The organism is Streptomyces sp. NPDC002144 (assembly GCF_053593695.1).
On sequence record NZ_JBSFDB010000002.1, the window covers coordinates 278356 to 301092 of the forward strand.

General features: G+C 73.4%; 20 protein-coding genes. 8 read left to right on the plus strand and 12 right to left on the minus strand.

Features of this window, described 5'->3' with window-relative positions:
• Positions 1–5: 5 nt before the first annotated feature.
• Positions 6–2696: a bifunctional acetate--CoA ligase family protein/GNAT family N-acetyltransferase gene (locus tag ACWCQ1_RS03730; protein ID WP_451025751.1), complete on the minus strand. Its 2691-nt coding sequence runs from the start codon at positions 2694–2696 to the stop codon at positions 6–8.
• Between the two features lie 135 nt (positions 2697–2831).
• Between ACWCQ1_RS03730 and ppk2 the strand changes: the two genes are divergently transcribed.
• Positions 2832–3638, plus strand: coding sequence for a polyphosphate kinase 2 (gene ppk2 / locus ACWCQ1_RS03735; RefSeq protein ID WP_358608249.1), 807 nt, complete (start codon positions 2832–2834; stop codon positions 3636–3638).
• A gap of 1 nt (position 3639) precedes the next feature.
• On the opposite strand, the gene ACWCQ1_RS03740 is transcribed toward ppk2, so the two are convergent.
• The 4 genes from ACWCQ1_RS03740 to ACWCQ1_RS03755 all read right to left on the minus strand — a co-directional run bounded on the left by ACWCQ1_RS03740 (position 3640) and on the right by ACWCQ1_RS03755 (position 7217).
• Entirely contained in the window at positions 3640–4494 is an 855-nt protein-coding gene (locus ACWCQ1_RS03740) for a universal stress protein (RefSeq protein WP_358608252.1), read from the minus strand.
• A 5-nt stretch (positions 4495–4499) separates the two neighbouring features.
• Positions 4500–5522 carry a zinc-dependent alcohol dehydrogenase gene (locus tag ACWCQ1_RS03745; RefSeq protein WP_451025752.1) on the minus strand — a complete coding sequence of 341 codons (1023 nt, stop codon included), beginning with the start codon at positions 5520–5522 and terminating at the stop codon, positions 4500–4502.
• A 29-nt stretch (positions 5523–5551) separates the two neighbouring features.
• Entirely contained in the window at positions 5552–6457 is a 906-nt protein-coding gene (locus ACWCQ1_RS03750) for a universal stress protein (RefSeq protein ID WP_358608257.1), read from the minus strand.
• 148 nt (positions 6458–6605) lie between these two features.
• On the minus strand, positions 6606–7217 hold the full coding sequence (locus ACWCQ1_RS03755) for a hypothetical protein (protein WP_358608260.1): 612 nt from the start codon (positions 7215–7217) through the stop codon (positions 6606–6608).
• A gap of 212 nt (positions 7218–7429) precedes the next feature.
• Here ACWCQ1_RS03755 and ACWCQ1_RS03760 point away from each other — a divergent pair, with 212 nt between their 5' ends.
• From ACWCQ1_RS03760 to ACWCQ1_RS03790, 7 genes are all read left to right on the plus strand, one after another.
• Entirely contained in the window at positions 7430–9139 is a 1710-nt protein-coding gene (locus ACWCQ1_RS03760) for a SulP family inorganic anion transporter (RefSeq protein WP_451025753.1), read from the plus strand.
• Between the two features lie 102 nt (positions 9140–9241).
• Positions 9242–9706 carry a cyclic nucleotide-binding domain-containing protein gene (locus tag ACWCQ1_RS03765; protein WP_358608266.1) on the plus strand — a complete coding sequence of 155 codons (465 nt, stop codon included), beginning with the start codon at positions 9242–9244 and terminating at the stop codon, positions 9704–9706.
• Positions 9703–10398, plus strand: a complete 696-nt coding sequence (locus ACWCQ1_RS03770) for a CBS domain-containing protein (RefSeq protein ID WP_451025754.1) — start codon at positions 9703–9705, stop codon at positions 10396–10398. Before ACWCQ1_RS03765 ends, ACWCQ1_RS03770 begins: the two co-directional genes overlap by 4 nt.
• Before the next feature lie 153 nt (positions 10399–10551).
• Positions 10552–11256 (plus strand): response regulator transcription factor, encoded by a 705-nt coding sequence (locus tag ACWCQ1_RS03775; protein ID WP_358608271.1) that lies wholly within the window; start codon positions 10552–10554, stop codon positions 11254–11256.
• A gap of 122 nt (positions 11257–11378) precedes the next feature.
• The gene (locus tag ACWCQ1_RS03780; RefSeq protein WP_451025755.1) at positions 11379–12374 is read left to right on the plus strand and encodes an Acg family FMN-binding oxidoreductase; all 996 of its coding nucleotides are present in this window, start codon (positions 11379–11381) and stop codon (positions 12372–12374) included.
• A 132-nt stretch (positions 12375–12506) separates the two neighbouring features.
• Positions 12507–13388: a universal stress protein gene (locus ACWCQ1_RS03785; RefSeq protein ID WP_358608277.1), complete on the plus strand. Its 882-nt coding sequence runs from the start codon at positions 12507–12509 to the stop codon at positions 13386–13388.
• Between the two features lie 30 nt (positions 13389–13418).
• Positions 13419–15752: a heavy metal translocating P-type ATPase gene (locus tag ACWCQ1_RS03790; protein ID WP_358608280.1), complete on the plus strand. Its 2334-nt coding sequence runs from the start codon at positions 13419–13421 to the stop codon at positions 15750–15752.
• A gap of 16 nt (positions 15753–15768) precedes the next feature.
• On the opposite strand, the gene ACWCQ1_RS03795 is transcribed toward ACWCQ1_RS03790, so the two are convergent.
• The 7 genes from ACWCQ1_RS03795 to ACWCQ1_RS03825 form a co-directional block, all read right to left on the minus strand.
• Positions 15769–16692: a carbamate kinase gene (locus tag ACWCQ1_RS03795; protein ID WP_133045287.1), complete on the minus strand. Its 924-nt coding sequence runs from the start codon at positions 16690–16692 to the stop codon at positions 15769–15771.
• A gap of 4 nt (positions 16693–16696) precedes the next feature.
• Entirely contained in the window at positions 16697–17698 is a 1002-nt protein-coding gene (gene argF / locus ACWCQ1_RS03800) for an ornithine carbamoyltransferase (protein ID WP_358608284.1), read from the minus strand.
• A gap of 17 nt (positions 17699–17715) precedes the next feature.
• Positions 17716–18930 carry an arginine deiminase gene (locus tag ACWCQ1_RS03805; RefSeq protein WP_358608287.1) on the minus strand — a complete coding sequence of 405 codons (1215 nt, stop codon included), beginning with the start codon at positions 18928–18930 and terminating at the stop codon, positions 17716–17718.
• 20 nt (positions 18931–18950) lie between these two features.
• Positions 18951–20420 carry an APC family permease gene (locus tag ACWCQ1_RS03810; protein ID WP_358608290.1) on the minus strand — a complete coding sequence of 490 codons (1470 nt, stop codon included), beginning with the start codon at positions 20418–20420 and terminating at the stop codon, positions 18951–18953.
• Between the two features lie 137 nt (positions 20421–20557).
• On the minus strand, positions 20558–21535 hold the full coding sequence (locus ACWCQ1_RS03815) for an Acg family FMN-binding oxidoreductase (protein ID WP_358608292.1): 978 nt from the start codon (positions 21533–21535) through the stop codon (positions 20558–20560).
• 13 nt (positions 21536–21548) lie between these two features.
• Positions 21549–21794: an SHOCT domain-containing protein gene (locus ACWCQ1_RS03820; RefSeq protein WP_451025756.1), complete on the minus strand. Its 246-nt coding sequence runs from the start codon at positions 21792–21794 to the stop codon at positions 21549–21551.
• Positions 21795–21830: 36 nt separating this feature from the next.
• A complete protein-coding gene (locus ACWCQ1_RS03825; protein WP_358608298.1) occupies positions 21831–22703 on the minus strand; it encodes a universal stress protein in 873 nt (290 codons plus the stop codon).
• Between the last annotated feature and the right edge of the window lie 34 nt (positions 22704–22737).

Below are 22737 nucleotides of genomic sequence, written 5' to 3' on the forward strand. Positions count from 1 at the left end.
CCTCCTCAGCGGAGTCGGCGCAGATACGGGTCCTGGGGCCTGCGGGGCAGCAGGCGCACGCGTGCATCGAGCACGGTGACTGCGCCCGGTGTCGCGAGTACGGGGTTGAAGTCGGCCTCGGCGAGCTGCGGCAGGTCGCTCGCCATGCGGGACAGCCGCAGCAGGAGTTGTTCGAGGCCCTGGAGATCGACGGGCCCGCCGCCCTGGACGCCGAACAGCAGGGGCGCGCAGCGCGGGGTCGTGATCAGGTCGTGCACGTCGTGGTCGGTGAGCGGCGCGAGGCGGGCGGCGTGGTCGGCGAGCACCTCGGTGGCGGTGCCGCCGAGGCCGAAGAGCACGAGCGGGCCGAAGACCTGGTCCTGGACCACGCCCGCGAACAGTTCGGTGCCCCGGTCGGCCAGCGGCTGCAGGACCACTCCGGTGAGCAGCCCGGCGAACCGGGTCTGCAGGTCCCGGAAGGCGGCGCGCACCTGGTGCTCGCCCCGCAGGTCGAGGTGGACGGCGTGCTGGGCGCTCTTGTGCAGCACGCCCGGCCAGTGTCCCTTCATCACCACCCGGCCGTCGGCGCCGTGCAGCCGCTCGGCGGCCAGGACGGCGTCCTCCTCGGTCTCCGCCCAGGCCCACGGCAGCTGGGGGATGCCGTAGCAGTCGAGGAGTTCGGCGCAGGCGCGCGGCTCGAGCCAGCCTCCGTCGAGGTGGGCGTCGAGGTAGGTCTCCACGATCGCGTGGGCCCGGTCGGTGTCCACTCCGTCGAGGTCGGGCACGGTGCCGGCGGGGCGGGCGAGCCAGGCGGCACGGTGGGCCGCGTGGGCCAACGCCCGGGCGGCTGCCTGGGGTTCGGCGTACGAGGGGACGGTGGAACCGTCGGTCGCCGGCAGCAGTTCGACGGGCAGCGCCTGTTCCAGCCGTATGGCCATGACGGGCTTCGGGCGGGGGCCGGACAGCCGGGTCACGGCGCGTACGAGGTCGTCTCCGGTGGCGGCGGCCACGGCCGTGGGCACCAGGGCGACGAGCACGGCGTCGATGCCGGCATGCCGCGTCAACCGGTCGACAGCTTGGGTGAGTTGGTCCTCGGAGACGGCGGCGGTGGCATCGATGGGGTTGCCGACGGCGGCACCCTCGGGCAGTACGGCGAGCAGGTCGTCGATCAGTTCGGGGGTAGGCGCCGGCAGGGTGAGCCCGGCCTCGGCGCAGGCGTCGGCGGCGAGGACTCCGGCACCGCCCGCGTTGGTGACGACCGCGACGCGGGCTCCGGTGGGCAGCGGCTGGGAGTGCAACAGGGCCGCGGCTTCCAGGAGTTCGCCCACCGAGCGGGTGGCGGTGATGCCGGCCTGGGTGAAGAGGGCACCCCTGGTCATGGTGCGGGTGGCGGCGGCCGCGGTGTGGGACGCGGCGGCGCGGCGGCCCGCGTCGGTGCGTCCGGCGTCGACGGTGAGGACCGGCATGCGGCGGCTGACGCGGCGGGCGGTGCGGGAGAAGGCGCGCGGGTTGCCGAAGGACTCCAGATGCAGCAGCGCCAGCTCGGTGCGGCCGTCGCTCTCCCACCACTGCAGCATGTCGTTGCCGCTGACGTCGTACTTGTCCCCCAGGGACGCGAACGAGGAGACGCCGATGCCCAGCCGGGACAGCCCGTCCAGCAGCGCGATGCCCACCCCGCCAGACTGCACGGCCACACCGGCCGTACCCGGGCTCGGGTGGTTCGCGGCGAAGGTCGCGTCCAGGCGCAGGTCCGGATCGGTGTTGGACAGGCCGAGGCAGTTGGGTCCGACGAGGCGCATGCCGTGGTCGCGGCAGGTCGCCATCAGGGCCTGCGCCTGGTGGGGGTCGAGCCCGGCGGTCACCACGAGCAGGGCGTGTACGCCCGCCTTGCCGCACTCCTCCGCGGTGGCCGGCACCGCGGCGGCGGGCACGGCGACGACGGCGAGGTCGGGGGTCCTGGGCAGGGCGCTGACCGAGGGATACGAGGGCACGCCGAGGATCGAGGTCGCCGCGGGGTTCACCGCGAACAGGCGGCGGGTGAAGCCGCCGGCCTTGAGGTGGTGCAGGACCGCCCGGCCGACGGAGCCCGGCTTGCGTCCGGCGCCGACCACCACGACCGCCTCGGGCCGCAGCAGCGGTCGCAGGCTGCGGACGTCGGCGGCCCGGCCGCGTTCCTCCACGGCCGTGAGGTAGGTGTCGTCCTCGGCGAGCGAGATGGTGCAGCGCACTTCCGGGCCCTCGAAGTGCCGGGCGGTGCGCAGACCGAGGTCGGCGAAGAGGCCGAGCACCTCGCGGTTCTCGCTGAGCGCGTCGGCGGTGAAGTCGGTGACGCCGGCCGCGTGGGCGGCCGAGACGAGGTGTTCGACGAGGAGGGTGCCGACACCGCGGTGGTGCAGGCCGTCGGCGACCGCGATGGAGATCTCCGCCTCGGTGCCGGCGCCCCCGGTGTCGTACTCGGCGAGCCCGATCACCTGGCCGGACCGCTCGGCCAGCAGCGCCCGGTATCCGGGGCGCCGCGTGCAGGCGCGGTCGGCGGCCAGCTCGGCGGAGCGGCGGCTCGCGCCGAAGAACCTCAGCCGCAGGTTCTCCGGGGACATCTCCTCGTACAGGCCCTGGAGCTGGTCGTGGTCGGCCGGCGCCACGGGCCGGATGCGGACGGTGGTGCCGTCCGCCAGCAGGGCGTGGACCCGCGGCCCACTGGTCGTGTCGTCGGTCATCGCGGTTCTCCTCCGGGTTTCCTTACACTTCGAGCGTCCAGCGGATCGGGGCGAGGTCCCATGGGCTGACCGGCGGTGATCCGAGGGCCGGTCGGCCCTCGGTGTCCGCACGCAGGCGACGGAAGGGGCGACGGCATGGCCGGCAAGAAGACGGCGACGGCTCTGCCGCGCAAGACGTACGAGCGGGAGCTGCTGCGTCTGCAGACGGAGCTGGTCAAGCTCCAGGAGTGGGTGCGCGCGGAGGGCGCCCGACTGGTCGTGATCTTCGAGGGTCGGGACGCGGCGGGCAAGGGCGGCACCATCAAGCGGGTCGCCGAGCACCTCAATCCGCGCGTGGCGCGCATCGCGGCGCTGCCCAAGCCGACCGAGCGCGAGCAGACCCAGTGGTACTTCCAGCGGTACGTCGAGCATCTGCCGGCCGCCGGGGAGATCGTGCTGTTCGACCGGTCCTGGTACAACCGGGCCGGGGTCGAGCATGTGATGGGCTTCTGTACGAAGGAGGAGTACCAGCTCTTCCTGCGCCAGTGCCCGATCTTCGAGCGGATGCTGGTGGAGGAAGGGATCCTGCTGCGCAAGTACTGGTTCTCGGTGAGCGACACCGAGCAGCAGGAGCGGTTCCGAAAGCGCCTGGAGGATCCGCTGCGGCGCTGGAAGCTCTCGCCGATGGACCTGGAGTCGATCACCCACTGGGAGGCGTACTCCCGGGCGAAGGACGAGATGCTGGTGCACACCGACATCTCCGAGGCGCCCTGGTACGTCGTGGAGAGCGACGACAAGCGCCGGGCCCGGCTGAACATGATCGCCCACCTGCTGGGCTCGCTGCCGTACCACGACGTGCCGCCCCCGGTCCTGGAACTGCCGAAACGGCCCGCGTCGACGGGCTATGTGCGCCCGCCGCGCGATCTGCAGAACTACGTTCCCGACCACGCGGCGAGCCTGTGACTCACGCGTCGTGAGGTACGACCGCCACCGGGCAGGCGGAGTGGTGCAGCACCGCGTGAGCGACCCGGCCGAGATGTCCGTGCGGCCGCTTCGTCCCGACGACCAGGAGGTCGGCGTGGCGCGAGAGGTCGGCCAGGACCCGGCGGGCGTGCCCCTCGACGGTGCGGCGGTGCACGTCGACGTCGGCGGGGGCGTCCCGCAGCGCCGCCTCCAGTGCCTCGACGGCCCGCTCCTCGTGCAGCCGGGCCGGCTCGCCGGCCAGCAGGGGATGGTCGGTGGTCTCGTGCGCGGGCCACCGCCAGGCGCGTACGGCCTCCAGGGGCACCGCGCGCAGCCGCGCCTCCTCGGCGGCGAAGCGCAGGGCCGCGCCGCCGTCGTCCCCCACGCCGAGCAGGACCCGGCCGCCCACCGGCCGACGGGCCTGGTTGTCGTGGCTGCCGCGCACCACGATCACCGGGCTGTGCGCATGCGCGGCGACGGCCAGGCTCACCGAGCCCAGCAGCGCCTCGGCCAGTCCGCTGCGGCCGCGGGTGCCGACCACCACGGCGGTGGCGTCGCGGCTCAGCCTCGGCAGTACGTACTCCGGCTCCTCGGGGACGACCTCGGCGCTCACCTTGAGGTCCGGGTGCCGGTCGCGGGCCCGGCCGGCGGCGCCCTCGACGATGGCCTCGGCGAGCCCTTCGTCGCGCACCCCGGCGAACTCCCCGACCAGGGAAGCGCCTTCGTACCGTTCCCACAGCGAGGCGTAGACGACCCGCAGCGGCACCCCGCGCAGGGCGGCCTCGTCGGCGGCCCAGTCGACGGCGCGCAGACTGGGCTCGGAGCCGTCCACGCCCACCACCAGGGGCAGTTCCATCGTCGTCACCGCCCCGCGTCCAGGTCGAAGACGATGCGGGCCTTGACCTCACCCCGCAGGACGGCGTCGATGGACTCGTTGACGGCGGCCAGCGGGCGGGTCTCGTGGATGACCTTCGTACGCCCGGCGGCATGCAGCTGGAAGACCTCCGCGAGGTCCTGCCGGGTACCGACGATGGAGCCGATCACGCTGGTGCCGTTGAGGACGGTGTCGAAGATGGGGACCTGGACCGTCCCGTGCGCGGGCAGCGCCACCATGACGAGCTTCCCGCCGCGCCGCAGACCGGAGTTGACGGCCGAGAAGGCGGCCTCGTTCACGGCGAGCGCGATGGCGGCGTGGGCTCCGCCGTGCGCCTTGAGGACCTCGCCCACGTTCTCCTTGCGGGCGTCGATGACCAGGTCGGCGCCGAGTTCGGCGGCGAGCTCGAGCTTCTCGTCGGTGACGTCGATCGCGGCGACGGTGGCGCCGGCGATCTTCGCGTACTGCACGGCGAGGTGACCGAGCCCGCCCACGCCGGAGATGGCCACGAGCTGCGCCGGCCTGACGTCGGCGACCTTCAGCGCCTTGTACGTGGTGACGCCGGCGCAGGTCAGCGGGGCGGCCTCGAAGGGGGTGATGCCGTCGGGCACCGGCTGGGCGAAGTCGGCCCAGGCGAGCATCTTCTCGGCGTACCCGCCGTCGCAGCCGTAGCCGGTGTTGATCTGCTGCTCGCACAGCGTCTCCCAGCCGGACAGGCAGTGCTCGCAGCGCCCGCACGCCCTGCCCAGCCAGGGCACGGCGACCCGCTGGCCCACCGTGAGGTGGGTGACGCCGTCGCCGAGCTTCTCGACGAGGCCGACGCCCTCGTGGCCGGGGACGAACGGCGGGTTCGGCTTGACGGGCCAGTCACCGTGCGCCGCGTGGATGTCGGTGTGGCACAGCCCGGAGGCCTCGACACCGATACGAACCTGGCCGGGGCCGGGTTCCGGGTCGGGGCGCTCCTCGATCACCAGGGGCTCGCCGAAAGCTCGTACGACGGCTGCCTTCATGGGGTCAACTCCTCGAAAAAGGGGACGGGTCAGCCGTGCGAGACGACGGCGACGGGGGCGGTGGCGTGGTGCAGGACGGCGTGGGTGACGGGGCCGATGTGCGCGCCCACCGGGCTGCGCCGGATACGGCGGCCGACCACGACGAGGGATGCCTCGTGGGAGGCGTCGACGAGGTGATTGGCGGCACTGCCCGCGCGGGACTCGGCGCTCACCTCGACGGCCGGGTACTTCGCCCGCCAGGGGACGAGCACCGCGGCCAGGGCGCGGGCCTGCTGTTCGGCGATCTCGTCGTGGAACTCGGGGTCGCCGGCCAGGCCGTAGGCGTAGTACGGCGGCAGGTTCCAGCCGTACACGACCCGCAGGGAGGTGGCGCGCCGGGCGGCCTCCTCGAAGGCGAACTCGATCACCGAGGGGTCGGGGCCGGTGACGTCGAGGCCCAGGACGACGGGGCGGTAGCGGGTGGCGGCCGACGGGATGCCCGTCGGGTCGGGTTCGTGCTCGCCGGCGGCCTGCTCGCCGGCCCGGACCAGGACGACGGGGCGTTCGGCGTGGGCGACCACGGACAGGCCGACGGAGCCGATCATGAAGCCGCCGACGCCGCTGAGTCCACGGGAGCCGAGGGCCAGCAGTTCGGCGTCCTTCGCCGCGTCCGTCAGGGCGTTCGCGGGCGTGCCGACGACCTGTTCGGTGACGACGTCGAGGCCGGGATGGCGCAGTCGGACGCCCTCTCCGGTCTCGCGGGGGATCTTCTCGCTCCAGTGCTGGAGGGTCTCGCCGCCGACGAGGGGTGCCTGGGCGATCGGATCGGGTACGGGCTCCCAGGCGTGCACGATCTTCAGTGGCAGGCCGCGCAGCTCCGCCTCGCGGGCCGCCCACTCCACCGCGGCGCGGCTCTCGGCCGAGCCGTCCAGACCTGCGACAACGTTGCGGACCATGGTTCTGCCTCCTCATCGGGGGATCTGCTTCCAGCCTCGTGACATGCGGTTCGCCGCTGCAGGGGCCGCTCTTCCCCCACGGGGACCGACCGGCCCAACCGGCGCGGCGCGGCGGGCCCCGTTACGGAGCCCGCCGGACCTCCCGCCGTTACTGGAGCCAGGGGTTGCGGCTGACGAAGGGCAACCTTGCCCAGGCCCGGCCCAGCCCCCAGGTCGCGCCCGCGCCCAGGGCCGCCAGGGCGATCAGCACCACCGCGTAGATGAGGTGGTAGTCGACGAACGGGTTGGTGGACATGCTCAGCGATCCGTCCGAGAGGTGCTTGGCCGGCGGCCACTCGGCGATCCACATCAGCGCCATCATCGCCGTGCCCGCGACCGCGGCCAGCCGCAGCGCGACACCGGACATGACCGCGAGGCCGATGCCCAGCAGGCCCAGCATGAACAGCCAGTCCGCCCAGGTGTCCCCGGCCCAGCTGTGGAACGTCGACTCCATCGGGCCGGCGGCCACCGAGCTCAGGAAGCCCTTGGTGGGCGAGCCGCCGTCGGTCCATCCCTTGCCGGACTGGGTGGCGTAGCCGAGGCCGAAGGTCTTGTCGAGGAACGCCCACAGGAAGACGAACCCCGTCAGCAGACGCAGCCCGGCAAGGACGTACGCGCTCACTGCCGTCGTGGAAGCGGCGGTGGCCTCGGCCGTCCCCGTCCGCCACCGCAACGAAAGACGCATTCCCGCATGCCGATGCGGGTGCTCGTGGACTGCCATGATCGTGATCCCTTCAGGGAGTCGGTGCTTCCGGCTGGTTCCTTGCACCGCTCAATCTGCTCTCGGCGGGCGAGCGGCGCGGGATGCCGAAAGGCGGTGGCCGCTGGGCTGAAAGGCCCCTTCCTGCGGGCCTGTTGGGCCGCGGCGGCAGGTCGGTTCACGACGGGGGCGGCGGCCGGGAGATCCTGTACGCACCCTGCGGAAGGAGTGCCGTGTCACAGAGCACAGGGCGTCCCGCGCCGGCCTGGCGCCGCCTGCTGCCCGGTGTCGCCGCGCTGGCCGGATACCGGCGCGCCTGGCTGCGCGGCGATCTGCTGGCCGGAGCCACGGTCGCCGCGTATCTGGTGCCGCAGGTGATGGCGTACGCGGGCGTGGCCGGGCTGGCGCCGGTCGCCGGGCTGTGGGCGATCCTTCCCGCCCTCGCCCTCTACGCCCTGCTCGGCTCGTCACGGCTGCTGTCGGTGGGGCCCGAGTCGACGACGGCTCTGATGACGGCGACCGTGGTCGCCCCGCTCGCGGGCTCCGATGCGCACCGGTACGCCGTGCTGGCCGCGACCCTCGCCGCGACCGTCGGCCTGCTGTGTCTGGCGGCCCGGCTGCTGCGCCTGGGCTTCGTCGCCGATCTGCTCTCCCGCCCGGTGCTGATCGGCTACCTGGCGGGCGTGGCCCTGATCATGGTGGTCGACCAGCTGACCAAACTGACCGGGGTACCGATCAAGGGTTCGCTCTTCTTCGCCCAACTGTGGTCGTTCCTACGGCACTTGGGGCAGGTCCACCTGGCCACGGTGCTGTTCTCCACCGCCATGCTGGCGCTGCTGTTCGCGGTGTCCCACTTCTTCCCCACGCTGCCCGGGCCGCTGCTGGCCGTGGTGCTGGGCACGGTGGCCGTGACCGTCCTCGACCTGGACGACCGGTACGGCATCAAGGTCATCGGCGATGTCCCGGCGGGCCTGCCCTCCCTCGCCCTCCCGGATCTCGGCGAGGTGCCGCATCTGGTCCTGCCCGCCCTCGGCGTCCTGCTCGTCGCCTACACCGACTTCATCCTCACCGCGCGCGCCTTCACCGGGCACGACGACGAGGCGGTCCTGGACGCCAACCAGGAGTTCCTGGCTCTGGGCGCGGCCAATCTCGGCGCGAGCGTCGTGCACGGCTTCCCGGTCAGCAGCAGCGCCAGCCGTACCGCGCTCGCCACCTCGGCGGGCGCCCGCAGCCAGGTGTACTCGCTGGTGGCCGGAGCCCTGGTGCTCGCCGTCCTGCTGTTCCTGAGCCCCCTGCTCAGCCGCACCCCCTCGGCCGTCCTCGGCGCGCTCGTCGTCTACGCGGCCACCCGCATGATCGACCTGGCCGGCTTCCGCCGCCTGGCCTCCTTCCGCCGCCGCGAACTGCTCCTCGCGCTCGGCTGCCTGGCCGGGGTGCTCGCGCTGGACATCCTGTACGGGGTGATCGTCGCCGTCGGCCTGTCGGTGGCCGAGCTGCTCACCCGGGTCGCCCGTCCGCACGATGCCGTCGAGGGCCTGGTGCCCGGGGTGGCCGGCATGCACGACATCGACGACTACCCGACCGCCCGCACCATTCCGGGCCTGCTCGTGTACCGCTACGACTCCCCTCTCTTCTTCGCCAACGCCGAGGACTTCAGGCGGCGCGCGCTGGCCGCCGTGGACGAACAGACCGAGCCGGTGCGCTGGTTCGTCCTCAACACCGAGGCCAATGTCGAGGTCGACATCACCGCCCTGGACGCGGTGGACGAACTGCGCCGCGAACTGACGCGGCGGGGCGTCGTGTTCGCCCTGGCCCGGGTGAAGCAGGACCTGCTGGACGACCTGGCGGCCTACGGTCTGGTCGACTCGGTCGGCGACAACCTGATCTTCCCTACCCTGCCGACGGCCGTCGCGGCCTACCGGAAGTGGAGCGACACGCGATAGCCGGACGGCCCCGGCCTGGGGCCGGGTGGCCCATGGTCCCTGACATTCCGGGCGCACACGCTGGAACTGGCAGTTCCGTACGCGTCCTCCGGGAGGCCAGCCATGAACGGTCCCGTCACGACCAGCCTGCCGCGGGCGCTGCCCGCCGAGCACCGGGAGAGGCTGATGAAGGTGGCCCGGGAGGTGTCGATCCCCGAGGGCACCCGCCTCTTCCACGAGGGCGGCCACGCCGACCGCTTCTGGATCATCCGTACCGGCACGGTCGAGCTGGACATGCATGTACCCGGCCGCCGGGCCGCCGTCATCGAGTCCCTCGGGCACAACGACCTCGTCGGCTGGTCCTGGCTGTTCACTCCGCACACCTGGCACCTCGGCGCGGAGGCGGCGACGCCCGTGCGGGCGTTCGAGTTCGACGCCGTGGCCGTGCGCGAGATGTGCAAGGAGGATCCGGCGTTCGGCGAGACCGTCGCCCGTTGGGTGGGCGAGGTCGTGGCGGACCGGCTGCGCGCGGCCCGTACCCGCCTGCTGGACCTGTACGCCCCCTACGGCAGCGGGAGCATGCGATGACCACGCCGCACACGGCACCCCACATCGTCGGTGATGTGATGACCCGCTCCGTGGTCACCGCCCGCCGCGGGGACGCGTTCAAGGACATCGTGCGGACCATGCAGGACCACCGGGTCAGCGCGCTGCCCGTGGTCGACGACGGCGGCCATGTCGTCGGGATCGTCTCCGAGGCGGACCTGCTGCCCAAGGAGGAGTTCCGCGACAGCGACCCCGACCGCTACACGCAACTGCGCCGGCTGTCCGACCTCGCCAAGGCGGGTTCGCTCACCGCCGAGGAGCTGATGACCGCCCCCGCCCTCACGGTGGAGGCCGGCGCGACCCTCGCGCAGGCCGCCCGGACGATGGCCCGGGCCAGGGTGAAACGGCTGCCGGTGGTGGACGGCACCGGGCGGCTGGAGGGTGTCGTCAGCCGGGCCGACCTGCTGAAGGTGTTCCTGCGCGAGGACGAGTCCATCGCGGAGGAGGTGCGACGCGAGGTGGTGGCCTACCTCTTCCCGGCCCCGGCGTCCGCGGTGCGGGTCGAGGTCCACGAGGGCGTGGTCCTGCTCGCCGGGCGGGTCAGGGACCGGTCCCTGGTGCCCGTCGCGGCGCGGCTGGTGCGGGCTGTGGAGGGCGTGGTGGACGTACGGTTCGAGCTTGGCGAGGAGACTCCGGCGGCAGAGCTGTCCCGCAAACGCCCGGCCACGCGCTGACAATCCCCCTGCAGCTTCCTCGTTCCCCTTCCGGACCTGGTCGACGTAAGTTCGGCAGTAGGGCCGGTCGGCCCTAGTGCGACCGTCCCCGGCGCGTCATGATCGCGTCAGGGGCGGCCCGTAGTCCGCCACACAGGGGAACGAGAGGCCGATATGAGCGAGGCACGCACCTTCACGGCGGAGAACCCCATCCGCGTCTTCCTGCTCGACGACCACGAGGTCGTCCGGCGCGGTCTCGCCGATCTGCTGGACGCAGAGCCGGACATCTCCGTGGTGGGGGACGCCGAGAACGTCGAGCACGCGCTGGTGCGGGCGCCCGCGGTGCGTCCGGACGTGGCCGTCCTGGACGTGCGGCTGCCGGACGGCGACGGCATCTCCGTCTGCCGTGACCTGCGCAGCCGGATGCCGGAGCTGGCGGTGCTGATGCTGACGTCCTTCGACGACGAGGACGCGCTGTTGGACGCGATCATGGCCGGGGCGTCGGGCTATGTGCTCAAGCAGATCCGCGGCTCGGACCTGGTCTCGGCCGTCCGCACGGTCGCCTCGGGCCAGTCGATGCTGGACCCGGCGACCACGGCCCGGCTGATGCGCAGCCTGCGCACCGAGCCCGCCGAGGCTCCGGAGCTCTCCCCCGAACTGGCGAGCCTGTCGCCGCGCGAGCGCGAGATCCTGACGCTGATCGGCGACGGACTGACCAACCGCGAGATCGGCAAGCGGCTTTATCTGTCGGAGAAGACCGTCAAGAACCACATCTCCCGGCTGCTGGCCAAGCTCGGCGTGCAGCGCCGGGTGCAGGCCGCGGTACTCGCCTCGCAGCTGGAGCAACCGGAGGCCGGCGAGCATCCCGTGCGCCGCTGACGCACGGAGGGCCGTCCGGCGGGTCCCGAGGCCGTACGGCCCCTCCCCCGCCGACCCGCCCAGGGCCACCGTGGATGGGGTCACCATCGGCACGGTCGCCGCAAGGCGGGGAGGAGGCTCCCATGACCACCACGGTCCTGGACGTCACGACCCTGGAGAAGCTGGTCTCGGCAGCCGTGGCCGCGCCCTCCGTCCACAACACCCAGCCCTGGCGGTTCCGGCTCGATCCGGACACCGTCACGCTGGAGATCCGGGCGGCGCCCCACCGCACCCTGCGCCACGCCGACCCGGCGGGACGCGCGCTGCACGTCTCCGTGGGCTGCGCGGTGTTCAACCTCCGGCTCGCGGTCGCCCACTTCGGCTGGGAGCCCGTCACCCGCCTGCTGCCCCGCCCCGGCGAGCCGGACCTGCTGGCCACCGTGCGACTGGCCGGCGCCGCGCGCTCCACGGCTCCGCCGCAGCTGTACGAGGCCGTGTGGCACCGGCACAGCAGCCGCTTCCCGTACTCGGACCGGCCCCTGCCCACCGCCCTGCTCACCGAACTCACCGAAGCCGCACACGCCGAAGGGGCCCAGCTGGGCGTTCCCGGACCGGCCGACGTCGACCGCGTACTGCGGCTGACGCGCGAAGGCGAACTGCGCAACACGGCGGACGCGGACCGGTCCGCCGAGAGCCGGCAGTGGGTGCGGGAACCGGACCACACCGCGCTCGGGATCCCGCCGACAGCCGTCGGACCGCAGGACTACCACGAACGCATCCCCATGCGGGACTTCGGCGCCCACCGCCACCCCTCAGTCCTGCCCGCCCGCCCCTTCGAGAAGCGCCCCTCGCTCGCCGTGCTGTCCACCACGCACGACCGCCGCACGGACTGGCTGCGCGCCGGACAGGCCCTGGAGCGGGTCCTGCTGGTCGCCACCGCCCACGGCGTCCGCGCCTCCCTCCTGCACCAGGCGGTCGAATGGCCCGACCTGCGCGAGCAACTGACCTCCTCGCCGGACGAGCGACGCGCCAACGCCCAGATGGTCCTCCGACTGGGCTACGGCCCCGAGGGACCGCCCTCACCACGGCGCGCGGTGTGGCGGGCGCTGCAGGACGCCCCGCTGTCGGCGACTTCCTGAGTCCGGATCGCAGTGGGCCGTACGGGCCCGAGCGCACACCGTCCGGCCCTCGTCGCGCGCTGATCGGACGACCAGCCTGGAGATGGGGAGGCATACGTGCGGCACGCGCCGCGCCAGCATCGGAGGTGCGTGATGAGCGGACCCGCGGTCGTCGGATTCGACGGCTCCAGCGCGAGTGCGGCGGCGGTGTGGTGGGCCGCGCAGGAAGCCGTCGACCGGCACCTGCCCCTCCTGCTGCTGCACTCCTGGACCACCCGGCCGCTCGATGTGCCCGTCGCCCAGGAGGCACTGCAGAAGCAGAGCTACGGCGGACGGGTGCTGCAGCGGATGGAGGCCGAACTCCTGCATCACCACGGCGATCTCACCCTGGTCACCGAACTCGTCTCGGCCTCCGCGGCACAGGCCCTCGCGGAGCAGAGCGAGGGGGCCTCGATGCTGGTGCTCGGCTCCCGCGGCCGCGGCTCGGTGGCCGGTTTCCTGCTCGGCTCCATCGGCCTGCAGGTCCTGGGCCGGGCCCTCTGCCCCGCCGTGACCGTGCGCGCGGACGACCCGGCCGTGCCGGTGGGACCGCGGCGGCCGGCCACGGCCGACCGGCGGGAGGTCGTCGTCGGCGTGCCCGAGGCCGGCCCCGCCGTCGACCCGCTGCTGGAGTTCGCCTTCACCACCGCCGACCTGCGCGGCGCCCGTCTGCGCGCGGTCCGGGCGCTGCCCCTGACGTCCTGGGTGACGCATCCGCCCGCCGGCCGCCCCGACGAGGGATACATGACCGACGAACAAGGGCGGCTGGCCGCCGCCGTGGCACCGTGGCGCGAGAAGTTCCCCGACACGGAAGTCGTGTACGACGTCGCCCGGGGCTCCGCGGCGCAGGTGCTGCCCGCCGCGTCCACCCACGCCCTGATGACCGTCCTGGGCCGCAGGCGCCGCCCCTCGGCACGAGCGTGGAACCTCGGCCCCGTCACCCATGCGGCCCTGCGCCACGTCGCATGCCCCGTCGCCGTCGTCCCGCACGACTGAGCCGCACCGAACGCTCCAGTGAGGACCGTCATGGACCGAGTCACCGCAAGGAAGCGCCTGCGTGGCCTGCGCACGGCGCTGCTCATGCCGCCGAGGATCGAACCGCTGCTGCTGGCCGTGACGGCCGTCGCGCTCGTCGTCGGCGGGGTCTGCCGCCTCGTGGGTGCCTCCCAGCTGGCCGATGTCTGCTGGGCGCTGGGTACCGTCGCCGCCGTGGTCCCTGCGGTCGGCTGGGTGCTCGCCGACCTGCGGCGCGGTCACGGCGGCGTCGACGTGATCGCGATCCTGGCCCTCGGCGGCACGCTGGCCGTGGGCGAGTACCTGGCCGGAGCGCTGATCGCGCTGATGCTCGCGACCGGGCGCACGCTCGAGGCGACGGCGCAGCGCCGGGCCTCCCGTGATCTGCGCGCCCTGCTGGAGCGGGCGCCGCGCACGGCGCGGCTGCTGACCCCGGACGGGGTGCGCACGGTGCCCTCGGCCGAGGTCACCACCGGTGACCTGCTCGTCGTGGGGCCCGGTGAGGTCGTGCCCGTGGACGGCCGGGTGACCGGTGCGCAGGCCGTGCTGGACGAGTCCGCGCTCACCGGCGAGCCGCTGACCGTGCGGCGGGGTCAGGGCGAGACGGTGCGCAGCGGCGTGGTCAACGCGGGCGGCGCCTTCGAACTGCGGGCCACCGCCACCGAGCGGGACAGCACCTACGCGGGGATCGTACGGCTGGCGCAACAGGCCGGGGCTGAGTCGGCGCCCGTGGTGCGGCTGGCCGACCGGTACGCGGCCTGGTTCCTGCCGCTGTCCCTTGCGGTCGCCGGCGCGGCCTGGCTGCTGAGCGGATCCGCCGTGCGCGCGGTGGCGGTCCTGGTGGTGGCGACACCCTGTCCGCTGCTGCTGGCGGCGCCGGTGGCCGTGGTCTCGGGTCTGTCCCGGGCCTCCCGGCTCGGCGCGGTGATCCGGGACGGCGGGGCGCTGGAGAACCTGGGCCGGGCGCGGACGCTGCTGCTCGACAAGACGGGCACGCTCACGGCCGGCCGCCCCCGCGTCCTCGACGTGGTGGCCGCGCCCGGCCGGCAGCAGGCCGAGGTGCTGCGGCTGGCCGCCTCGCTCGACCAGTACTCGCCGCACGTCCTGGCCCAGGCCGTGGTGGACGCGGCCCACGAGCGGGGACTGCGGTTGTCGACGCCTGCGGACGTGTCGGAGGAACCCGGCCGGGGCGCGGCCGGCACGCTGGGCGGACGCCGGTTGACGATCGGCCGGCGGGACGACGGCGGTGAACTGCCGCAGTGGGCGCGGTCGGTGGACAACCGGGCGCTTCTCGACGGGGCGGCCGTGGCCTGGCTCTGCGTGGACGGCGATCCGGCCGGCGCCGTACTCCTGCGCGACCCGTTGCGCGCCGACGCCCCGCGCACCCTGCGTCGGCTGCGCGCGGCCGGCATCCGGCGGCTGGTGATGCTCACCGGTGACCGTGCCGAGCCCGCGCGCGAGGTGGGTGCCGTCCTGGGTCTGGACGACGTGCGCGCCGGTCTGGCACCGGCCGACAAGGTCGCCGCGGTGCGCGCCGAACGCGAGCGCGCCGTCACGGTGATGGTGGGCGACGGCGTCAACGACGCTCCCGCCCTCGCGGCCGCCGACATCGGCGTGGCCATGGGGGCACGGGGTTCCACGGCGTCCTCCGAGGCCGCCGACATCGTCCTGACCACCGACCGGGTGGACCGTCTGGCCGACGCGGTCGCCATCGCCGTGCGCGCGCGGCGCATCGCCGTGCAGAGCGCGCTGGGCGGCATGGTGTTGTCGCTGGTCGCGATGGTCGCGGCCGCCTTCGGGCTGCTCGCGCCGGCCGTCGGCGCGCTGCTGCAGGAGGCCATCGACGTCGCCGTGATCCTCAACGCTCTGCGGGTACTGCGCGACGACGGGCACGGCCGTCCCGTGGTGCCGCCCTCGACGGAGGCCCTCATCCACCGCTTCGCGGCGGAACACGACGATCTCCGGGACGTCCTCGACGCCGTGCGCGACGCCGCCGACCACCTGTCGGACGGTGCCGGACCGGGCGGCCTCGCCGCGGTGGCCGAGGTGCACCGGCTGCTGACCGAGCGGCTGCTGCCGCACGAGTACGCCGAGGAGCACCAGCTGTATCCCGCGCTCGCCCCCACACTCGGCGGCCCCGAGGCGACGGCCACCATGAGCCGCGCGCACGCCGAGATCGACCGGCTCGCCCGGCGCGTGGCCACCCACCTCGCCCTGGCCGGCCCCGACGGCACCCTGTCCCCCGAGCAGCTCGACGACCTGCGGGCCTGCCTCTACGGTCTCAACACCGTGCTGCGCCTGCACTTCACACAGGAGGAGGAGAGCTACTTCTCCCTCGCGCCCTGAACCCGCCCGGATGCGTTCAGCCGACCGGGAGGTCCGGGCGTACGAGGGTTCCCGCGCGGCCGTGCAGCATCTCGTAGGCGGCGTCCAGGGAGCCGATCGCTGCCAGTGCGCCCGTGCGCTCGACGAAACGGGCCGCCGCCTCGGTCTTGGGCCCCATCGAGCCGGCCGGGAAGGCGCCGCGGCGCAGCGAGGTGGGGGTCGCGTCGTGCAGGGGGCGTTGACGGGGGGTGCCGTAGTCCTCGTAGACGTTGGGAACGTCGGTGAGGACGAGCAGGAAGTCGGCCTTGAGGTCCTCTGCGAGGAGGGCGGCGGTCAGGTCCTTGTCGACGACGGCCTCCACCCCGCTGAGCTCTCCGCTGTCGCGGTCGGCGACGACCGGGACTCCCCCGCCGCCCGCGCAGATGACGAGCGTGCCGCCCGCGAGCAGTTCGTGGATCGTGTCGGTCTCGACGATCCGTTCGGGCAGCGGCGAGGCGACGACACGGCGCCAGCCGGTGGTGTCCCGGGCGATCCGCCAGCCGTACCGGCGGGCCAGGAGCTGGGCCGTCTCCCGGGGATAGATCTGGCCGACGAACTTGGTGGGGTGGTGGAAGGCCGGGTCGTCGGCCCGGACGAGGGTGTGGGTGACCAGGGCGGCGACGCGGTGCCCCGGCAGGGTGTTGTACAGGGTGCGCAGCAGCAGGGAGCCGATCATGCCCTGCGTCTGGGCTCCCAGGAGGTCGAGCGGGTACGGCGCGCTCAGGGCCGGGTCGGAGGCGCTCTCGACGGCGAGCAGCCCGATCTGGGGACCGTTGCCGTGGGTGATGACGACCTCGTGGTCGATGGCGAGAGCGGCGACCGCCGTGGCCACGCGGTCGATGTTGGCGCGCTGGACGGCGGCGTCGGGGCGCTCGCCCCGGTGCAGGAGGGCGTTGCCGCCGAGGGCGACGAGGATGCGCATGGTTTCAGTCCTCCAGGGTGGCCACGAGTACGGCCTTGATGGTGTGGAGCCGGTTCTCCGCCTGGTCGAAGACGATCGAGGCGGGTGAGGAGAAGACCTCGTCGGTGACTTCGAGCGCGTCCAGGCCGTAGTTGCGCAGCACTTCCCTGCCGAGGCGGGTGTCGTGGTCGTGCAGGGCCGGGAGGCAGTGCATGAACCTGACGTCCGGGTTGCCGGTGGCCGCGAGGGTCTTGTCGTTGACCTGGTAGGGCAGCAGCAGGTCGATCCGCTCGCCCCAGTGCTCGGCCGGCTCGCCCATCGACACCCATACGTCGGTGTGCAGGAAGTCGGCGCCCTGTACCGCCGTCTCGACGTCCTCGGTGAGGGTGACGCGTGCCCCGCTGTCCTCGGCGCGCGCCCGGCAGGCGGCGACCAGGGCGGGGTCGGGCCACAGCTCCCTGGGCGCGGCGACGCGTACGTCCATGCCGAGCAGGGCGCCCATCGACAGCAGGGAGTTGCCCATGTTGTTGCGGGCGTCCCCGAGGTAGCAGTAGGCGATGTCCCGCAGGGGTTTGCGGCTGTGCTCGCGCATGGTGAGGACGTCGCACAGGCTCTGGGTGGGGTGCGCGCTGTCGGTGAGGCCGTTGTAGACGGGGACGCCCGCGTGTGCGGCGAGTTCGGTCACCAGGTGGTGGGCGGATCCCCGGTATTCGATGGCGTCGAACATCCGGCCGAGGACACGGGCGGTGTCGGCGATGGACTCCTTGGCCCCGATGTGGGTGTCGCCGGGGCCCAGGTAGGTGGTGGTGGCGCCCTGGTCGGCGGCGGCGACCTCGAAGGCGCAGCGGGTGCGGGTGGAGGTCTTCTCGAAGATGAGGGCGAGGTGCCTGCCGGTCAGCCGGGGCCGTTCCGTACCCGTGCGCCGGGCGGCCTTCAGGTCGGCGGCCAGGTCGAGCAGGTGGTGGATCTCGGGGGCGGTGAAGTCGAGTTCGCTCAGGTAGGAGCGGCCTCGCAGGTCGACGGTCATGGTGGTCTCCTGGCCTGTCAGACGGCCGGGCCGCGCTCGACGGGGCAGCTCATGCAGCGCGGTCCGCCGCGGCCCCGGCCGAGTTCGGCGCCGGCGACGGTGACGATCTCGATGCCCTGCTTGCGCAGGTAGGTGTTGGTGGTGACGTTGCGCTCGTAGCCGACGATCACGCCGGGCTCCAGGGCGAGGAAGTTGTTCCCGTCGTCCCACTGCTCGCGCTCGGCGCCCCGGACGTCCTGCGGCGCGCACAGCATCCGCACCTTGTCCAGGTCGAGTGCCTCGGCGAGCGCGGTCGCCAGGTCGGAGTTCGGGCGGACGTCGAAGCCGGTGTCGTGTGCGGTGCTGGGGGTGAGCGTCCAGGAGCGCAGCGCGTCGGCGAGACCGGGATACACGGTGAACGCATCCCGGTCGACCATGGTCAGCACCGTGTCGAGGTGCATGTAGGCGCGGGTGGCCGGGAGTTGGACGGCCACCAGCCGGCGTGCGGTGCCGGTGGCGAACAGGCGGGTGGCCAGGTTCTCCACCGCCTGGGCCGTGGTGCGCTCGCCCATGCCGACCATCACGGCCCCGTTGCCGAGGACGTGCACGTCGCCGCCCTCCAGGGTGCCGACGGGCCCGTCCAGCAGCGGGTCGAACCCCGTGTCGGCGAACAGGGGATGGAACCGGTAGATGGCCTCGGCGTGCAGGCTCTCGCGGCGGCGGGCGGTCTTGGCCATCGGGTTGACCGACACCTTGTCGTACACCCAGCAGGAGGTGTCGCGCGGGAAGAGGTGGTTGGGCAGCGGCGCGAGGGCGAAGTCCTCGGCGTCGAGGGCGCTCCACACCAGGCTGTGCGGGGCCGCCAGCCGCAGGTCGCTCTTCAGCAGGCCGCCGATCAGGTAGCCGGCCAGGGTCTCCCCGTCGAGCCCGGCGCACAGCTCGCGCACCGGGTCGAGCAGGGCGGGACCGACGGTGGCCGGAGTGATGACCCGCTCCAGCAGCCAGGTGCGGGCCTCGGCGAGATCGAGGGTCTGCGCCAGGAGGTCGGTGAAGTAGTGGACGCGGGTGCCGTGGTCGCGCAGCACCTGGGCGAAGGCATCGTGCTCCTCGCGGGCGCGCTTGGCCCACAGGACGTCGTCGAAGAGCAGGGCGTCGACGTTGCGCGGGGTCAGCCGGGACAGTTCGAGTCCGGGGCGGTGCAGGATCACCTGGCGCAGCGGGCCGACCTCGGAGTCGACGTGGAAGCGGGTCATGACATGCCTTCCCTGAAGGGTCAGTCGTGGTGGCGGAGGAAGGTCCGGCGCGGGCCGCGGGGCCCCGGTTGCCGCGGGACGCGGGCGACCGGCGGCGGTGTCTCGGGCGCCCTCGCCCGCGGAATGTCGGAGCCGGCGGGCGTCTCGTGGCCGTACTCGCCGTGGTCCCGCTTGAGCCAGATGTAGACCGGCAGGCCGAGCAGCAGCACGAACAGGCCGTAGTAGACGGTCTGGTAGCCGCTGCCCTGGATGGACCAGTACGAGAAGGCCATGGCGAGCGCGGCGACGGTCACGTCACGGGCCAGGCGCCGGGGGGCCAGGCTCCGCCGGCCGTGGGTGAGCAGCCAGTACAACTGGGCCGCCGCGGAGAACAGGTAGGGGATGACGGCCGTGAGCACGCTCAGCAGCACGATCCGGGTGAAGACGTCCTCGAAGCGGGTGTAGCTGAACACGGTGATCAGCGAGGCGAGGACGGTGGAGGCGACGATGCCGAAGGCCGGCACGCCGCTCGGGCCCCGCAGCCTGGCGAAGGACCGGGGGAAGAGCCCGTCGCGGGCGGCGGCGTAGGGCATCTCGGCGCACAGCATGGTCCAGCCGTTGAGGGCGCCGATGCCGGAGACGATGGCGGCCACGGCGACGGCGTCGCCCGCCCAGCTGCCGCCGACGATGTTGTTGGCGGCGTCGGTGAACGGGGCGGTGGATGAACCGAGTTCGCCGTGCGAGACGGTACCGAAGACGGCGAGGGTGCCGAGGATGTAGATGACGGCGCAGGCGAGGGTGCCGTAGACGGTGGCGCGGGGCACGTTGCGCTCGGGGTCTCGGACGCGGCCGGCGACCACCGAGGCGGCCTCCAGACCGAGGTAGCTGAACAGGGCGATGGCACCGGCGGCCGAGATCGCGCCGAGCGCGGACTGGTGACTCGCGTTGAAGGCGCCGAAGTTGCGCGGATCGACGAACAGCAGCCCCACGGTGGCCATGAGGACGAGCGGCACGAACTTCAGCACTGTGGTGACGACTTGGAAGGCGCCGGTGTTGCGCACCCCGCTGAGGTTGATCGCGGCCGGGATCCACAGTCCGACGAGTGCGATGGCCACCGAGATCCCGGTGCGATGCCCGGTGTTGACAAACACCTCCACATACCCGACCCAGGCCACCACGATCGCCGCGTTCCCGGCCCAGGCGGTGATCCAGTACGACCACGCGTTCAGAAATCCGGCGAACTCGCCGAACGCCTCGCGGGCGTAGACGTACGGGCCGCCGCTCGCCGGGACCCGTCCGGACAGTGCGCCGAACGTCACGGCCAGCGCGAGCGCGCCGAGGGTGACGGCGCCGAACGCGACCAGGGCGATGGGCCCGTAGGGTGCGAGCGCCGACGGCAGGGCGAAGACGCCGGTGCCGATGATGCTGCCGATGACCAGAGCGGACGCGGCCGGCAGACCGAGTCGGGCTCCGGGAGCGGGTTTCGCCGCGCTCCTCGTCGAGCTGGGCATGGTGATGCTCCTCGGGCTTGACGCTGCGGAGGTTTCCTTTGCTTCGATCTTGCTCGGCGGCGTCGGCCCGGGTGAGCGGCCGCTGGTCCCGGGTGCGGTCCATTGGTCCCGTTGCGCGGTGCCCGGTCGGCCCGTGCTCAGACCGTCTCCAGTACGTCGGAGACCGGCCGGCGCGGCGTCGCAGCGCCCGCGGGCCCGTATCCCAGGCGCAGCACCATGTGCACGAACCCCATCGCCGACCTGGGGTCACGGGCCAGTGCGCGCAGGTCGGTGCGTTCCAGGGCGTGGGAGGTCAGTGCCGTGGCCAGTCCGTGCAGCGTGGCCAGCAACAGGACCCGTTCCAGTGCCTGTCCGGCGCGCAGCCAGTCGGCGGGGCGGTCATGGGCGGTGCCCAACAGGGCCAGGTTGGGAGCGGTCTCGAAGGCGACGGCCGGACGGTCGGGCAGGTGGCCGCGCCCGGCGAAGTCCCGTACGGGTGCGCGGCCCGATCTGCTGCGCGGTCCGAATGCGGAGGCGGGAATGCCGTCGGGGTCCGCCTCACCGGCCCGGGTCCAGCGCCGTACCTCCTCCAGGCGTCCGGGCTCCAGCGTGTCGCGTCCCTCGGCGTCGCGGACGTGGTCGAGCAGCGCCTCGACATGCCATTGGTCGGGGAAGACCAGTTGCGCGTCCTCCTGTTCGGCGGCCTCTCGCAGCGCCTCCTGGACGTCGGCCGGGAGGGTCTTCTCCTCGAAGGGGTGGCGGCTGGTGTGCCGGCGGGGTATCGCCGGGAACAGCGGGGCGAGTTGACGGTCCGGGCGGTCGGTCCCGGTCAGGTGGACGGTGGCGAGCAGGTACGGGTCGGACGGATCGGGCAGGATGCCGGTGTCGGTGTGCAGGCCGTGGTGCGCCGCGGCGACCCGCAGGTTGAACAGGGCCGCGCCGCAGCCGAGGTGGAGGGCCCGGTGGTCGGGGTCCGTGCGGGGCATGGTCCGGCCGAGGTCCGGCCGCAGTTCGACGGTGTGCGCGGCCGAGTCGTGGCGGAAGCGCCAGGGCTGCGCGTTGTGCAGGGAGGGTGCGGCCGTCGCGGCGGACACCAGTGCCGCGACGGTCCTGTCGTCGAGTGGTCGCGCCGGCATGGGGCGCACCTCCTCAGTGTTTCGTCAGGCTCGGGCCGTCCGTGCGCAGCACGGCGAGACGGCGCCGGTACTCCTCCTCGTCGATCTCGCCGCGGGCGAACCGCTCGGCGAGCAGTCGCTCGGGCGAGGCGTCGGCGGGGGTGTGCGGACGGTCGGAGCCGCGGCCCAGGGAGCGGTAGAGGAGCACGCCGACAGTGATGAGCACGGTCCAGAACAGGAGCGTGCCGATCGACATCGTGAACCAGCCCCAGGCGTTCATTCCGTGGTGGTACCAGTACACAGCGGGTCACCTCGCTCAGTAGTGCGGGACCACGGCGACCGGGCAGGCGACGTGGTGGATCACGGCGTGCGTGACGGGACCGGTGAACGGTCCCAGGGGTCGCTCGGCGACACGGTGGCCGACGACCAGCAGACTCGCGGGGCGGGCGGCCCGGATCAGCACGGGCTGGGCCCGGCCCGGTACGACGGTTTCCGCCACCTCGACGCCGGGGTACTTCTCCCGCCACGGCCGCAGTACGTCGGTGAGCAGGCCCTCCCGGTCCGCCGCGTCCCACGGGCCGTCGACCGCCGCGCGCGCCGGACAGGCGTGGACCGCCCGCAGCCGCGCGTGGCGCAGCCGGGCCTCCTCGAAGGCGAAGCCGATCGCCGCCTCGGCCGGGTCGTCCGCGTCGACGCCCAGCACCACGTCCCGGTAGCGGGTCCGCGTGGAGAGGCAGCCGTCGGAGGCGGGCATGTGCTCGTCCTCGGCCCGCTCCGCGGCCCGGACGAGGACCACGGGCCGCGTGGCCCTCGCGACCACGCCGAGCGCCACCGACCCCACCAGGAAGCCGGTGAACCCGCTGAGTCCGCGAGTGCCGAGCACCAGCAGGTCCGCCTGTCCGGCCGCCCGCAGCAGCGCGGCGACCGCCGGCCCCTCGACCTGCTCGTCCGTGAGGCGCATGCCCGGGCTGGTCGCGCGGACGTACTCCTCCGCCTGCCGCAGGGCCCGCCGCGCCAGATGGCGCTGAACGGCGCCGCCCGGACTCTCCCGCCCCGCGGGCGGGCTCCATTCCCAGGCGTGCAGCAGCCGCAGCCCCCGGCCACGGCGTTCCGCCTCCCGGGCGGCCCAGGCCGCCGCGGCAAGGCTCTCGGCCGATCCGTCCACCCCCACGATCACCGGCGCCGGCATGGGCCCGCACCTCCCTCGCTCGACCCGCTCCTAC